The sequence below is a fragment of the Paenibacillus sp. GbtcB18 genome (assembly GCF_019091125.1).
Lineage (GTDB): Bacteria > Bacillota > Bacilli > Paenibacillales > NBRC-103111 > Paenibacillus_F > Paenibacillus_F chitinolyticus.
Map to the genome: position 1 here is coordinate 261,172 of NZ_JAGXJX010000009.1, position 14,413 is coordinate 275,584.

Sequence of the window (14,413 nt, forward strand, 5' to 3'; positions counted from 1 at the left end):
ATATTCCGGTGCAAGACGGCGTTCGACCGGCTGCTGTCAGGCAGCTGCTGCAACGTTGGCGTGGTGACCGGCCCAGCCCCAGCCCCCTTTTTCCAATATCCGTACTACTTCACTTCAATGACCCGGTCCGGGAAGGCTTCCCGCAAAATGTCCAAATACAGCTTGCTTTTAAGGTCGAAATCCTTCTCGATGATGGCGTTGTCGACCATGTATTTTTTCTGCTCCTTGTAGCCGTTGTACGCTTTATCCGTGAACCCGATTTTCCACGGGTTTTTGGGCAGGTCCTTGAGGGTCGCCTCTTTCGGCTGCTTAACTTCCTTGTACATGATGTCCGCGGTTTCCTCTTGGTGCGTCTGTGCGTAAGCGGAAGCCTCGTCGATTGCCTTCAGGAAGTTGACGAAGCCGGCTTTGTTGGCTTTGAGCAGCTCGGTGGGAGCGATGAGGCCGTTGCCGAGGCGCACGGGCGTTTTGGACATGTCGGTCAGCTCGTGGGCTTCGGCCAGAGCGCCGAATTTTTCGTTGAGCACCGCGCCGTATACCCATGCGCCGTCGATCTCGCCTTTTTTGAGCGCGACATATGCTTCATCAAAACCGCCTTGGCCGATCAGCTTCACCTCGGACAACTTGACGCCGTTCTGACCCAGATACACATCCCACAGGTAAGGGACAAAAGTGCCGCGGGAAAAGCTCAGCTTCTTGCCCTTAAGATCGGCCGCGCTCTTGATGTCCTTGCGGACGAACAGCTTCCACTCGCTGGCGCTCAGATCCGTTGCCGTACCCGACGAGGCAAAAATGGCGTAATCGCCTTTGCTCACGGCGTTCAGCAGAGGAAAGTCAGCGCCAAACGCAACGTCCACCTGTTTGATAAACAGGGAGTTGACGCCTTCGGCCGGTGTGGCGAACGAGACGAGCTCGGCGTCGATGCCGTGCTTGTCGAAGATGCCTTTGCTTTTGGCGACGCGGAAAATCGAGTTGGTGGAGATGTCCGCGATTTTCAGCTTCAGCTTGGCCGCGCCGCCCTGTTTGGGGTCGGCGGCCGCTTTGCCGCAGCCGGCCAGTACGGCCAGCATCGCGGCGGTAAGCACCAGTGCGAGCAGCGTGCGGGCGTAGCGGTGGGGACGGGCTTGGCGTCGGCTAGCTGCCGGGTGGGCTTCCCGTGCACTCTCACCCTCTACCTCGTGGGCGGCATCGTTGTCTACTGCGGTTGCCTGACTTGATTTAGCGGCGATTCCTAAGGATTCAGCCGATCGAGGACCACCATAGCCCGCAGCCTTTTTACCTTTTTCCTCAGCTTCTCTCATCATCCCCACCTACCCCTTCTCCGGTTCCGGCTGACCTTCATCCGTCCGTGCCACGCATAGCGCGCCCTCGCCGTAGGAGACGGTTCCCTCCACTTCCACCGTCGTGACCGCTCCACGGGCAGCCGCCCCCGGCAGACGGAAGTCCGCTACGTCGATCGGTGCGATTTCGACTTCTTCCGGCAGCTCCAGCTGCGGCACCCACTCGTAAGGCACGCGGTAGGCGCGGTAGACCATGTTGGAGTTGCGTTTGTTTTTGTAAGGGGATATGTACTCCCACACCAGCTCATGCTTGCGCGTCACTTCAAAAATCCGGCCATCCGCGCCTTCGGTAATCAGCGTGTTGCCGTTCGGCAGGCGCTGGGCGGAGCTGATGTACGGGCTGTAAAACCGGTACGAATCGAGCGGAGCCTGGAAACCCGCTTCCGTCGGTGTGTACTGCCACTCAATTTCGAGCGTGACCGGGTTGATCTCCAGGATGCGGGAGTGATCGCGGCGGGCATTTTTAAGCCCGTCCGGGGACTCGGGGTTCGGTGCGCCGTAGCCGCCCCAGCCGCCGTTGTCGAAAATCAGGATGTTGCCTTCTCCCGGCAATCCTCTCGGAATAAGGTGCGCGTGGTGCTGGCCGATGATCCAGCCGATATGCTTCGTCTCTTCGGTATTATAGTTAGGGCCGAGCTTCCAGACGATTTTGCCGGTCTTTTTATCCGTGATGGCAATGATGTTCGTCTCCCGCGCATCCCAGATGATGTTGTCCGGGTGGAATCTTTCGTCCCCCGCATCGTAATGCTTGTTGGGTCCGAGGACCGAAGCGGAGTTGATATGCATCCAGTCGCCGGCATTGGCACCGAAAAACCGGGTGTTCGGATCGTTGTACAACGCCTTACGGGCATCCTCGTCGAAACCCAGCTCCTCGAAGTGGTCGCTCGTTGTCCACTCCCAAATGACATTCCCTTCCCAATCGACTTCCAGGATCGTATCGTCCAGCAGCTCTTTATCAGATATTTCAGGACGCTTCACATTTTTGTGCGCGAGCACGATTGTGTTCCCGGAGTGGACTTTCGACTCCTGCCCCGGCACGTAGTACCCGACCGGATTGCCTTCGCGCTGGTAATCGTGGTGCTGGCGCGCCATCCACTGGGGCTCATGCCCGGGGTCCTCGATGTGCTGGTAGCGGTCAAACTTCCACACGATATTGCCGTCCCAGTCGACCTGCACCAGATTCACCTCATCCTGAAACCCGTACTTCGGATCGCGCTCCGCCGTACTGCCGAACACGTATCCGCCCGGGAGCAGCTTATTCGGGAACCCCCGCAGGCCTTTCCACAAATGAACCTCCCGCCCGTTCATGTCGATCAGCAGCGCTCCCGTGTCCGCCGCCTGATACAGCGTGTAGCCGCTCCAGCTTTTTCCCGGTTTGTAAACCGTTGTTCCTGTCGGATAAATCGTCGGATGTCCCATATGTATAACGTCCTCTCTCTTTTTTGATTTAGTTTTGGTTTGTAAAAAACGCCGGCACCCCTGTACGGTATCGCCTCTAATAAGAAATGAAATTTTTCTTGCGCGTGGTCTTGCTTGGTTTCGGAGCAGGTGGCTGATCCGCAGGCGGCTGTGGAGACGTTCCCGGCTGTAATTCCGTTGACGGACCGAATGTGGCATCGTCTGTAAAAGCGGTCGCCGGGCTTTCCTTCACAGTCCCGGCGGGAAGGCTTGCGGGTGCCGACACCCGGTCGGCCTCGGTTCTCTTTGCCGTCTTGATCGTCGGGACAGACGGTACCTCCGCTTCTTCCGCCTCTTGCGCTACTTCCGCCACTTCCGCCTCCCCCGCGTCCTCTCCGGGGTAAGCCAGCACCGCTTCGGCAAAACCTTCCAGCCGCTCCAGCAGCCTCCGGGAAAACACGATCTGGCGCTCCAGCTCCTCGGGCGTGAACCCGTCGAACAAGATGCCGATCATATGCGCGCTGAGCCCACCGTTGCGTCGGAGCAGCTTCCGGCCCTTGTCCGTAATGTCCAGCGCTACGGACCTGCGGTCGGACTCGCTTCGTTTGCGGACCGCATAACCGCCCGCCTCCAGCTTGTCGCACAGCGCCGTCACGGCGCCGGATGTAAAATCCAACTGCTCCGCTAGCTCGCCCAGCCGCTGCTCTCCTTGACTATGAATAGAGTTCAGGATGAGCATCCCCGGCAATGCGATACCTTCGACGGAAATTTTGTCGCGTTCCTTCACAAATTTGCGTACCAGCCTGCGGAAGAGCCAGTCAGCCTCTTCGTATAACGCCCGATCTTTTTCGTGCATGCCATTCCTTTCTTCAGGAGGCCCATAGAAACAAAAAAGCCCCCGAAATCTCCTCCGGATGTCGGTAAGAGATAACAGGAGCCTTTGGCGGTCCAATCGGCTGTCCTCATTGTTTTAGTTGTAAAATAATGAATACTCGTTTAATGAATATTTATTTGATTAAAATTCATCTAGTGATCTTGAAGTAAGATTAAACCAATTATTCATACCTGTCAAGTAGGTTTTAAGGTTATTTGATTTTTTTCTAATATAAATACTTAACCTTACCGAAATATATAGGGTGATTTGTTAGTCCTATGTATATTTTCAATAGTTTATGTTACGGAAATACGATTCTACGGAGGAAAAAATGATCAAGAAAGTTTTACTCGGAGCTTCCTTTCTACTATTATTCGCAGGGTGTGCGGGGCAAACAAAAGAGCAGGAAGAAAAAACAGCTGCCGCTACTACGGCCCCAAACGCGGAAACAACACCAAGCACCACCGTGCAACAACAAGAAGCTAAACCTAAAGAAATCGAAGTCCCTGAACCTTATTCAATAGCTCTCAAAAAAATCGAAGCCGGAGATTTAGATACAGCCCTTACATATTTAGATTTCACGATCGATGACTTTAAAGATAGTCCTTATGTTTATAACGCTCAACTACTGAAAAGTGTTTTGCACACAGGTAAAGCCTCAGTTGCCCTAGAGTTAGGATTAATTATTGGAAAAGGAACAGAAAAAGGAAAAACGCTCTATAGTTCTTCAGATATAAATCGTCTTAAAAAGAAGTTCGATGAAACTAAAAAGGAAATGACCGATCAAATAGATCTGCTAGCAGAACCTGCTAAGTATACGCTGGAAAATTATTCGGCTGTAAGAGATCAAATACAGATGAAAAAAATTACGGTAAAAAATCTTCCTAGTGAGATCAATTTAGATTTTTACGCTTCAGTGGGATATCCCATCCCAACCGATGCTGAATTCGATGCGTATATCAAAAACAACTATATAAGAGAAGTCTCACTTAATCTTAATACCATTTTCCAAGAAGATAAAATTATATTTCCTGATTACTTCTATATTACAGGAAGTCAATTGTATAAACAGGATAAGGCTTTAACAAAACAATTTTTCGAAAAAATTATAGAAATTACTGAAAACGATAAATACAATGAAGCTAGGATATTAGCTCAAGAAGACCTAAATAAGAAATTCAAATAAACATATTCCTATTTAGTCCTTTTCCTCCCCAAAAAAAGACGCCAAATCCGATTATCAATCGGTAATTCAGGCGTCTTTGCATCTTTATTCTTCTTTTGTAAATAATCCTATAACAAATAATATAATACCGAGCAGAGGGAGCGGCCTGACAAGCGGCAGGACCTTAAACCTCCACCCCATGCAACGCCTCCAGCGCCTCCGCTTCGGTCCCTTTGAAAAACACGTTGTTCCCCTGGTTGCACTCGTAAATAAAATCGTTCAGGCTCTTGCTGTTATACCCGCTGAAATCCCCGACGATAGCAATCTTTAATTGATAGTTGATATATTTCTGCAAAATGTCCCCGGCCAGTTTCGTTTTCAGTTCAAAAAAATCGTCCGTAAGCTGTTCCTTTCTGAGAAGCACTTTATCGCATTCGTGGTTATAACGAATGTCGGCCATCAAGTCGAGCGCATCGTTTACGCTGCTAATGACCACATCCTCGCTTGAAACGACGGCTATTTTCGAATGCTCCCGCTGATCGACGGTGATATTCATGTTCATTTCTCCTTCGTTTGATTAACTTTTATAGATGGTGCGTCATGAAAGAACGATCCTGTCTGAGCGAGAGCCTGCTTTCCCTCCCTGGCGCCAACTAAAATCGATGCATGGGGCAGACGGTTGCCTTTCAAAATCAGCATTTTGTGCTCATACGGCTTTAGCAACTCCATCGCTTCCAGCTTGCCTTCTCTCTGGAATCGGTGATTCCAGCAAAACATCCTCCACAGGATGGTCCACGTCGGCCTATAATTCGCCCGCTCCCGTCCGGTCTTCTGCCGGATAAACCGGTTGATGATGCGCCTAAGCCGCGTGGAATAAGGGGTATCCAGAAAAACGATCCGTTCCGCGCGCTCCAGACAAGGTCCGATCCAGCCGGCTTGATGAGCGCCTTCCGTGATCCAGTCGTCGACCCCAACGATTTCGGCCAGACAGACATCACGCTCCTCGTCCGTTCGTCTTACGTCTCCAGCCGGGGTCCTTTTCCAGACCACGTTGTCCAGCTCATAAAAAGGAAGCCCCATCTCCGATGACAGCCTTCTGGCCAAAGTCGTTTTGCCGCTTCCGACCGAGCCGATGATATGAATTCTCTTCATTTAATTCACCGCTCATCTAATAAAATAACGTAGCACCAGCACTCTTGCTTCTTCAAAACTATTAAGTTCCTTCTGAAAGGCCGGATAGTGAGGGGTCTCATTTTCAAAAAACTTATAAGAGGGGAATCTTTCAAAAAAGTCCATCTTTATTAACTGCAATTGCCCCGATGGAATATTTTCTTCACTGCCGCCTATGACATAACTAATCGTTCCTGCGACAGTCATGCAATAATCATTAAAGTCGGCATTTAAACAAGCTTCCTCTGAAAGTAAGGAAAGTTCAAGCTCAAAGTCTTGCTTGATCCGCTCAAGATCTTTATAGGGAAAAGGTCTGGACAAATCCATCGTATACAAAAGCATTAAGCGTTCAATGATTTTTTCTCTTTTTATGATAGATCACCTTTTATTCATATCGGACTCGATCTTTCAGCAGAGTTAGCAACCCTCCGGCCCCCTATCCCGTCAAACAAACCTATACTCCTCTTGAAGAATCCCCATATGTAGAATGTCGTGCCAGTTCCCTTCCCTGAATACTGCCTGCCGGGAGACTCCCTCCCGTTTGAACCCGATTTTTTCGTACAAAGCCACGGCTTTATCGTTAAAAGCGAACACCCGCAAGGATACCCGGTGCAGATTCAATTCAAGAAAAGCGTAATTGAGCAGCAGTCTTAAGGATTCGGTTCCGTAGCCTTTGCCCCAAAATTCTTTCTCACCGATGTCGAGGATACACTCTGCGCTGCGGTTTTTATAATCGAGCTGAATCAAAGAGGTGATTCCGATGGGCCGCCCGGACTCCTTATCCAGGATCATATAGCTTTTGGACGTGTCCGATCCCAAAATCACCTGCTCCACAAACTGCCGGGTTTCCGCATAAGTAAACAAATCCAAGGAAGGATTGGTCGTTCTCATCACTTCCATATCGTTTCTCCAGGTGTGGTAAACGGCTGCATCCTCTTCCGTCATTTTTCGGAATGATACTCTCGAAGATTCAAATAACATCCTCTTTGTTCTCCTTTTCCGTTGTCTCCGTCTTGTTTCCAACCGGACCGAGCATAGCTTCCAAGGTAAAAAGCAGAGCATCCAGCTGCTCATTCACCTTCGTTTTCTCAGGACCCATATGGGCCGTATCCATGATTAGCCCATCCATGAACGAAATCAGATACCGAGCAATGGTTTCGGCCGGAAGACGAGGTGCAAATTCGCCTAGCGCCGCCGCTTTTTCAAAGAATCCGGTCAGCACTTTCAGAGTCCCCTCATATCGTGCCGCAATGTAAGGATAGGCATCTTTATTGTTCCGGTATTGGGCCGATGAGAAAAACTGCGAGTTCGCCAGCACTAAAGTCTCCTCCATGCTCCCGATTTCCGCCTGCTGCTTGGTAAGCCAATTCTTTACCTGCTGCCAGCTGTTCTCCGTGTCGTCACTGCGAAAATAAATTTCGTGCTTCCGGTCCTCATGCCGCAGCAGCTCCAGATAGACATGCTCAATGTTATCGAAATAAGCATACAAAGCACCCCTCGACACACCGGCCGCCTCCATGATGTCCTGCATAGTCGCTCCGTTATACCCTTTGCGGATGAATACTTGTTTGGCCGATTGCAGCAAAGCGATTTTCTTTTGCTTTTTGTATTCCTCGTTCACTTTGGGAGACATCTTTTTAACTCCGATCCAAAACTTTGTGAGTTGTTCTAGTTGAATTATAAACGACATTCATGTCGTTTTTCAATAGGTATTCCAAAATTAAACAGCACGCCACCAAAGATCGGTCGCGTGCGCTATTCGTTATGTTCATTTGTAGTGTAGATCTTTTAGACGGTTACACGAACGATTTACCGCTCAGCAGTTGTTGGCAAACCCGCATCCATCGGGTGTTATTCAAAAAGAAAAAGAGGGGCCCTGAGCCCCTCTAAACTATTGCCATAGAAAAACTATTTACAAGATCAGCTTACTTTAAAATTAAATGTATACGGGTTAGACTTGTCATAATCGAATCCGCTCGGTCTAATTTTGAAGTAGATCTTATCTCCAGGTTGAAGAGTCGAATTAAAACCGTCGTGTTGTCCCGGGCCGTTATCGTTTGTGTTCAAGACATACTCCCAGCCTCCTGCTGTAACAAGAACAAGCTGCAAATTATAATTTTTGCCGGCAGGAGATAGCAAGGAGCCGGATAAATATTGAGTGCTGCTGGTAGAATTGGTCCAATAAAACCAATCTTCATCCGCCGCCGTATCCAGCGTCCATGTGTAATCTGTATTTGGGTAAACATTTAAGGCCTCGCTTCTTGTATCCGCTAACCCGGAAACGGCAAACGCAGACTGGGACGACAATAATAGAGATGCGGTTACAACTAAGGCCGGGACAATTTTCTTCAATTTGAACACAGTTGATCATCCTCCATTTAATTCATTTGGTTTATGTTTATATAAACACCTATAATATACCATATTTAATAGATACAATCCATTATTGCAGTTTAGTAGAGACCATTCAGAGAATAATAAACACGTTGATCTGAATGAACTTTTGAAAATTAAAAAACCGGGCCAAACCCAGGCTCCAGCCTGAATTCGCCCGGCTTTTAGCCGAATGTTACCCTTCCTCGATCTCCCCGGTCTTCTGCCGCTTCCCGATGCCAAAAACAAAGTACCCCACGATAACGACTGCAATGAACACGGCTCCGACGATCAATGAGACGCGTGTATCCGGGTTGAACCACATTCCGATAATAACGAGGAACAAGAATACGATGGTAATATAGTTGCTGACCGGGAAAAACCGGGACTTGAACGGATGATCCGCCATCTCGTGCTTCCACTTTCTCCGGAATTTAAACTGGCTGAAAGCGAGCGCAAACCAGGGAATCATCCCCGGAAGAACGCTGGCGCTGTAAATGTACAGGAACAGCTTCGAGTCCGGCGCCAAGTAATTGAAAAGCACGCCGATCAGCAGCAAAGAAATCGTAGTGATGATGCTGTTTCTCGGGACGCCGCTTTTGGAGACCTTCCCGAAAAATTTGGGGGCCTGCCCGTTCTGCGCCAGCGTGTACAGCATTCTGCCCGCACTGTAAATCCCGCTGTTGCAGCCCGACATCGCCGCTGTAAGCACGACGAAATTGATAATGCCCGCTGCGGCGACAATGCCCACTTTGGCAAAGGTCATCACGAATGGACTGCCGATTTCGCCGACCTGGTTCCACGGGTAAAGCGTAACGATCACGAATATAGCGCCTACATAAAAAATCAGAATGCGCCAGATGATGTTTTTAATCGCTTTGCGCAGCGTATGCTTCGGATTTTCCGCTTCCCCCGCCGTAATTCCGACCATTTCGATCCCCTGATAGGCAGCCGTTACAATGCAGAGCGCAAACAGGAACCCTTTTAACCCTCCCGCAAAAAAACCGCCGTGACTGTACAGATGAGAGAGGCCGATAGGCTCCCCGCCGTTACCGAGCCCGAAGAAAATCATGGCCGTTCCGATCACCAGCATAAACACGATAGCGACGACCTTGATCATGGCAAACCAGAACTCGAACTCCCCGTAAAATTTCACCGCCGCCAGGTTGGCCGCCGCAATGATTCCCACGCCGATCAAGGCCGGAATCCACTGGGGAATGTCCGGGAACCAGTAGCCCACGTAAATCCCGATTGCGGTAACCTCCGCCATGCCTACCGTCACCCATAGGAACCAATAACTCCAGGCGGTCACATAACCGGCGAGCGGGCCGATGTATCGGTGGGCAAACGTGGCGAACGACCCCGTCACCGGCTCGAGCAGCAGCATTTCCCCCATGATCCGCATGACAAAAAACATAATAACCCCGGCCAAAAGATAAGCCAGCAGCACGGATGGGCCGGCCCATTTGATCGTACTGGCCGATCCCATAAACAGCCCGACGCCAATCGTCCCCCCGAGCGCAATCAGCTCAATATGCCGGGGCTTCAGTCCTCTGGATAATGATTTGGCTTCCAAAAGAACGCTCCCCTTCGTTTATATGTGATCTGCTTTTCATACTTTAACTGCCATTTCCGGTTCGTAACACCGTTCCCCCCAACTTAGTGTGATGCAATCCGGATGAAGCGGCAGCGCTGCGTTTTATTTCTGCAACTGCCCCCTCAACGTTACAAAAAATTGTATGACAGAATATTGGCAAATACAACTGCGGACATGCAGGCATTTATTGGAATCCGGGACTGGAAGAGCTGATGAGAAAGCAATACAGATCCGGTCGGTCCTTCCTTACACTTGGATGAACATTCTCGTATGAAGACAACTGTGCAGGGACTCCGATTTCATATAATCAAAAAAACGACCATGGACCTAAGCCCCTGGCCGTTTTTATTCTCACGCGCACCCATTGCAGTTCCCTTAAAGCGATACGATAACTCTCGCGAAATGCGCTTATTTGCCGAGAAAGTGTTCCATGAAAAATTTTAATTGATATTCCATGCTTAGCGGATCGTTAAAATAGAACGCCTTCGCGTTAGCCTCGAAGACTCGATTATTTGGGACAGCGGGGATACTCTTGTAGGTTTCGGTTTTCTGGAAAGAGTTGTCTTCCTCCGCGTTCTTACTGAAAATGACATAGTCGCCCATGTAATCCTTTAACACTTCCGTGGACAGGGCCAAGTAGCCTTCTTTCTTTGTCGCTTCTTTGACTTTATCCGGCATGCGCAGCCCGAACGCCTGGTAGAGAATTTCGGTGCCGCGTCCGAAGTTATCGCCATAGACATAGAGCTGCTTGTTGAACGTCTCGATAACCGAGACTGTCGCATCCGCGCCGATCTTTGCCTTAATTTCATCTCCGGCTTTTTTGGTGCGGGCTGTGAAGTCGTCAACCCAAGCCTGCGCTTCCTTTTCTTTGTTCAACAATTTGCCGACTTCCAGCTGCTGCTTTAAGTAATCGACTTTCCCGTACGTATAAGTGACCGTCGGAGCGATTTTCTTGAACTTATCGATGTTCTTGATTTCCGAAGGCCCGATAATAAGATCCGGCTTCAGCTCGATGATCTTCTCCAGGCTCTCGTCCGAAACCGACTCTACGTTTTTCAGCTTCTCTTCGAAATTCGGGTTCTCCTTGGACATCTCGTCCACACCGACCAGAGGCACCCCGAGTGCCATCACATTCCCCGTCAAAGTTCGCGTAAGCACAACGACGCGCTGCGGATTCGAGGGAACCTCGACCGGCCCGTTCTCGGATTGATAGGTAAACGTCCCGGATTTCGTGGCTGCCGACGTAGCTCCGGTAGGCTCAGTGGAAGCACTGTTCCCGCTCTTGGTGCCTGTTTGGTTGCCGCCGCAAGCGCTCAGAAGAAGGATAAGGAGCACGGATAACGGAATAAACTTTTTCATAAAACGATTCTCTCCCCCATCAATTTGCTAGGTATCTATGAATCATCCAATCGCGAGTGAGTTGAGAGGACATTCATTTTAAGCGATAATGATAATCATTATCAATATGTTAACCATTTTATAGGCAGGCCGGGTTGCTGTCAATACCTAAATAGGATGGCGCTGCTTTCAGCACTCTTCAATGCCTTGAAGCTATAAACAAGTCGAAAAAACCATCGTCATCGGCCCAACCTTATCTCTACCAGGGACGCACCGCGTCGACCGGCAAAGTTCCCGCGTGCATAAAAAAAGACAGCATGCGGGCCTCTTCCCGCCATTAGGCAAGAGAAGAATCCGCACGCTGTATCGCAAGTAATATTGTTCGCCAACCGGCTGCTTCCGCGCGTTTTTCGTTTACCGCCGTCTTAGTGCAAATGATCCAAATCCAGCGCAGCCACCTGCTCCCTCAAGCCGGAATACCCTTGCACGGTCTGGGCGATGTAGGACAGCACCGTGTCGCTCCAGCCGTAAATGTAGTAGGTATGAGGGTCCTGGACGGGAACCATCGCATGGCGGTAAGGCGCAATGTCGATGATGAACGCCTTTACGTCGCGGTTCACCTTGGAACGGTACCGGTTCAGCTCCTCGTAGAACGGACTGCCGCTGTTCTGCTGCTCGTCCGTGATTATCACGATCTGGTCCACCTTCTTCCGCTCCCGGATAAGCTTGCGGACGGGCGCTCCGGTATCCGTGCCGCCACGGGCATGAATCTGCGCCGCCTGGGTCAAAATGCTGTCTTTACGGGAAGGCTTCGCATCCGTAACCTCCGTGTCGAACAGCCAGAACAGGGAGCTGCCGCGGGTCTTTTTATACAGCGCGAGGGCAAAAACGGAGCCGATCTCCAAGTACTGCCCGTTCATCGAGCCCGAGATATCGAGGAAAATCGCCGTTTGATCGCCCAGCTCCGGCAGGTTGTCGAACGTAAGCTCCGCCGCTTCGCGCAAAGCGTCTCTAAGCTCCGGATGCTCCACCTGCCGGAAAGCCGTCGCCAGCCGGAACGGCAGGATCTTGGCTTTGCTCAGCGCCTGGGGATCGGTCAACCGCTGCACGATATACTCCACGTGCCGCGCATCTTCGAGCACACCCGCCCGCTGCATCGCGTTCAAATGACGGAGCAGCGCAAACGTCGGCATCTGGTACAGCAGCGCCTCCCAGACCGCCTTCGACGGCTTGATCGCTCCCGTTACCGTTTCGTAAGGCAGCTTGCCGCGTTCGATCCAGCGGATCTGCTCTTCTTCGGTTGCGGCCAGCTTCAAGTTCTCCAGCGCCTCGACCTGCGGCAGCAGCGCCAGGTTGGCCTCCATCCCGCGCAAATAGCGGAACAACGCTTGCTGCTGCAGATCCTTCGGCTTCGGATGCGCCGTCGCTATGGCGTCGCCCAGGCTGTATCCGCGACCGCGTCCGTTGTACTTCATCGCCCAGTATTCGGACACTTCGGACAGGAAGTGGTTCACCTGCCGTTTCACGGCGCGACCGCCTTCTCCCCGCCCCAGACCGTTCAAGATGGTCAAAAAATCGGACAAATCCGAAGGAATCCGCACCACCTGCCGGAAAATCTTCGCAAACAGATCCGGACGATACATGGAAAGGATCGCGAGTCCGAACAAAGGCTGAAGCCGCATAAAACCGGCATTTCGGGCAAAAACAATCGCCCGTGCCATGAAATTCGGATTGGTTTCAGCCATCTCGTGATGAAGCTGTGCCGCATCGCCGACCAGCTCCTGCTGATCCGCGTAGTACGTATTCCCCATCGTATTCGTCATCAGCGTCTGCACATACCGCTCCTCCGCAGACCGCGTGTACGCGGGATAGCCGTCTTTATTGTAGGCGTCCGGTCCGAGAGCGCCGAACAGCTTTTTCGCCATACTCATGATTCACACACTCCTTTTTTCAAAAAAACTCCGGCGAAGAAAAAGCGGAACAGGTCTGCTGCAGGAGTCGAACCTGCCGTACTGCCCGGGGTATTTCCATTGGTCGATAAGCTCGAAGGAACCCGTTCCTGCGCCTCGCCGGATATTCTTTTTTTGGGATAGAAGCGGAGCGAGGAAAGTGGTTGAAAAGGTTCGTGGCATCCGTCGGACACCGTCATACTTAACCCTAATAAGTCGAAGAAACCCTTTCTGACGCCTCGCTCCGCCTATTCTTTTGTAGAAACCACCGAGGAAATAGGTCGGACAGGTACATGCTGCTCTACCATCTGAGCTATTCCTCCCCCTGGAGGAAGTTGGACTCGAACCAACGACCAGCCGATTAAAAGTCGAAGTAACCCGTCCAGGCGCCTCGGTGATCTTTATTGGGCCGGCCGTTTAACGTGCCTGCCTTCTGTACCTATCTTCGCTCATTTTCGGTTCCGCGAACATGGCGAAAGTATTACGACCGGAGAAAAGTTTACCTTTTTTGTGTGAAAAGATTCGGAGTTCCGCTTACGCGGAAGGAAGGTGAAATCCGAAAACGGTTGTTGCTGCAGTATTATAGCTTCATGACGTAGCCAACAGGTGATGGGCCTAAATGTGGGTTAACGAACGAGCGGGTTCAATAAAAATAGGATTGGCCTGCCGATTGGCTGACCCGTCCTATTTTTTCCTTGTTCCTATAGATAAAAATATTAGCGCTAAGATCAATGCAACTAGCTGTATTTCTTTAGAAATGAATTTTAAGAGCCAAAAAGAAGTAAATACAGTTGCCCAAAGTAAGTAGCTTAACATTTCTTTTTTTTCCCAATGCCTACGGTTTACTAGCACATGAATATATCCTATTGGTGGGGTTATGACACATAAAGCAAGGACAAAACCATTCTTTAAATACCACTTCTTCTTATCTCTATTATTGCTTGGATCCAAAATAGTGCGCTCCTTTTCTTTTAGAAAAACTTCGCTGGCTCGGCCGCCCTTCTCTTTGTCCATCAATTATTTACGCTGTAAAAGATCTCCGGTTCCCCAATTTGGGATGCCCTTCCATCCTGGGTAACGCTCCCTAATAATCGGTTGGATGATCCTTTAATTCTCAAGCGAATCTCTACGTGGTAAATCAACGACAAGCCTGCGGTCAATACATTGCCGCAACAAAAAAAGGCCTGGAGCCAGACTCCACGCCTTTTT

General features: G+C 50.4%; 14 protein-coding genes. 1 reads left to right on the plus strand and 13 read right to left on the minus strand.

What is annotated here, in order from left to right:
* Positions 1–104: 104 nt before the first annotated feature.
* The 3 genes from KVT34_RS23990 to KVT34_RS33010 all read right to left on the minus strand — a co-directional run bounded on the left by KVT34_RS23990 (position 105) and on the right by KVT34_RS33010 (position 3,594).
* On the minus strand, positions 105–1,070 hold the full coding sequence (locus KVT34_RS23990) for an ABC transporter substrate-binding protein (RefSeq protein ID WP_217561937.1): 966 nt from the start codon (positions 1,068–1,070) through the stop codon (positions 105–107).
* A gap of 240 nt (positions 1,071–1,310) precedes the next feature.
* Positions 1,311–2,759 carry an aryl-sulfate sulfotransferase gene (locus KVT34_RS23995; protein WP_217561843.1) on the minus strand — a complete coding sequence of 483 codons (1,449 nt, stop codon included), beginning with the start codon at positions 2,757–2,759 and terminating at the stop codon, positions 1,311–1,313.
* A 76-nt stretch (positions 2,760–2,835) separates the two neighbouring features.
* Complete coding sequence (locus KVT34_RS33010; RefSeq protein WP_217561845.1) at positions 2,836–3,594, minus strand: MarR family winged helix-turn-helix transcriptional regulator; 759 nt, start codon at positions 3,592–3,594, stop codon at positions 2,836–2,838.
* Positions 3,595–3,943: 349 nt separating this feature from the next.
* On the opposite strand from KVT34_RS33010, the gene KVT34_RS24005 reads away from it, so the two are divergent.
* A complete protein-coding gene (locus KVT34_RS24005) occupies positions 3,944–4,798 on the plus strand; it encodes a hypothetical protein (protein ID WP_217561847.1) in 855 nt (284 codons plus the stop codon).
* 163 nt (positions 4,799–4,961) lie between these two features.
* Here KVT34_RS24005 and KVT34_RS24010 read toward each other — a convergent pair whose 3' ends face one another.
* The 10 genes from KVT34_RS24010 to KVT34_RS24055 all read right to left on the minus strand — a co-directional run bounded on the left by KVT34_RS24010 (position 4,962) and on the right by KVT34_RS24055 (position 14,155).
* Positions 4,962–5,333 carry a DUF4180 domain-containing protein gene (locus KVT34_RS24010; RefSeq protein ID WP_217561849.1) on the minus strand — a complete coding sequence of 124 codons (372 nt, stop codon included), beginning with the start codon at positions 5,331–5,333 and terminating at the stop codon, positions 4,962–4,964.
* Between the two features lie 2 nt (positions 5,334–5,335).
* A complete protein-coding gene (locus KVT34_RS24015; RefSeq protein WP_254635098.1) occupies positions 5,336–5,929 on the minus strand; it encodes a P-loop NTPase family protein in 594 nt (197 codons plus the stop codon).
* A gap of 12 nt (positions 5,930–5,941) precedes the next feature.
* Complete coding sequence (locus tag KVT34_RS24020; RefSeq protein WP_254635111.1) at positions 5,942–6,274, minus strand: YxiJ-like family protein; 333 nt, start codon at positions 6,272–6,274, stop codon at positions 5,942–5,944.
* A gap of 117 nt (positions 6,275–6,391) precedes the next feature.
* Complete coding sequence (locus KVT34_RS24025; protein WP_217561853.1) at positions 6,392–6,928, minus strand: GNAT family N-acetyltransferase; 537 nt, start codon at positions 6,926–6,928, stop codon at positions 6,392–6,394.
* On the minus strand, positions 6,918–7,580 hold the full coding sequence (locus KVT34_RS24030) for a TetR/AcrR family transcriptional regulator (RefSeq protein ID WP_217561855.1): 663 nt from the start codon (positions 7,578–7,580) through the stop codon (positions 6,918–6,920). Before KVT34_RS24030 ends, KVT34_RS24025 begins: the two co-directional genes overlap by 11 nt.
* Before the next feature lie 287 nt (positions 7,581–7,867).
* On the minus strand, positions 7,868–8,308 hold the full coding sequence (locus tag KVT34_RS24035; RefSeq protein ID WP_217561857.1) for a hypothetical protein: 441 nt from the start codon (positions 8,306–8,308) through the stop codon (positions 7,868–7,870).
* A gap of 208 nt (positions 8,309–8,516) precedes the next feature.
* Positions 8,517–9,896, minus strand: a complete 1,380-nt coding sequence (locus KVT34_RS24040; RefSeq protein WP_217561859.1) for an amino acid permease — start codon at positions 9,894–9,896, stop codon at positions 8,517–8,519.
* Between the two features lie 429 nt (positions 9,897–10,325).
* Positions 10,326–11,276 (minus strand): iron-hydroxamate ABC transporter substrate-binding protein, encoded by a 951-nt coding sequence (locus KVT34_RS24045; RefSeq protein WP_217561861.1) that lies wholly within the window; start codon positions 11,274–11,276, stop codon positions 10,326–10,328.
* Between the two features lie 404 nt (positions 11,277–11,680).
* The gene (locus KVT34_RS24050) at positions 11,681–13,186 is read right to left on the minus strand and encodes a TROVE domain-containing protein (protein WP_217561863.1); all 1,506 of its coding nucleotides are present in this window, start codon (positions 13,184–13,186) and stop codon (positions 11,681–11,683) included.
* Positions 13,187–13,888: 702 nt separating this feature from the next.
* On the minus strand, positions 13,889–14,155 hold the full coding sequence (locus KVT34_RS24055) for a hypothetical protein (protein WP_217561865.1): 267 nt from the start codon (positions 14,153–14,155) through the stop codon (positions 13,889–13,891).
* Between the last annotated feature and the right edge of the window lie 258 nt (positions 14,156–14,413).

Excerpts from the sequence above, each read along its gene's own strand:
- KVT34_RS23990 (WP_217561937.1), bottom strand. The coding sequence starts at position 1,070 with ATGCTGGCCGTACTGGCCGGCTGCGGCAAAGCGGCCGCCGACCCCAAA.
- KVT34_RS23995 (WP_217561843.1), bottom strand. The coding sequence starts at position 2,759 with ATGGGACATCCGACGATTTATCCGACAGGAACAACGGTTTACAAACCG.
- KVT34_RS33010 (WP_217561845.1), bottom strand. The coding sequence starts at position 3,594 with ATGCACGAAAAAGATCGGGCGTTATACGAAGAGGCTGACTGGCTCTTC.
- KVT34_RS24005 (WP_217561847.1), top strand. The coding sequence starts at position 3,944 with ATGATCAAGAAAGTTTTACTCGGAGCTTCCTTTCTACTATTATTCGCA.
- KVT34_RS24010 (WP_217561849.1), bottom strand. The coding sequence starts at position 5,333 with ATGAATATCACCGTCGATCAGCGGGAGCATTCGAAAATAGCCGTCGTT.
- KVT34_RS24015 (WP_254635098.1), bottom strand. The coding sequence starts at position 5,929 with ATGAAGAGAATTCATATCATCGGCTCGGTCGGAAGCGGCAAAACGACT.
- KVT34_RS24020 (WP_254635111.1), bottom strand. The coding sequence starts at position 6,274 with ATGGATTTGTCCAGACCTTTTCCCTATAAAGATCTTGAGCGGATCAAG.
- KVT34_RS24025 (WP_217561853.1), bottom strand. The coding sequence starts at position 6,928 with ATGTTATTTGAATCTTCGAGAGTATCATTCCGAAAAATGACGGAAGAG.
- KVT34_RS24030 (WP_217561855.1), bottom strand. The coding sequence starts at position 7,580 with ATGTCTCCCAAAGTGAACGAGGAATACAAAAAGCAAAAGAAAATCGCT.
- KVT34_RS24045 (WP_217561861.1), bottom strand. The coding sequence starts at position 11,276 with ATGAAAAAGTTTATTCCGTTATCCGTGCTCCTTATCCTTCTTCTGAGC.
- KVT34_RS24050 (WP_217561863.1), bottom strand. The coding sequence starts at position 13,186 with ATGAGTATGGCGAAAAAGCTGTTCGGCGCTCTCGGACCGGACGCCTAC.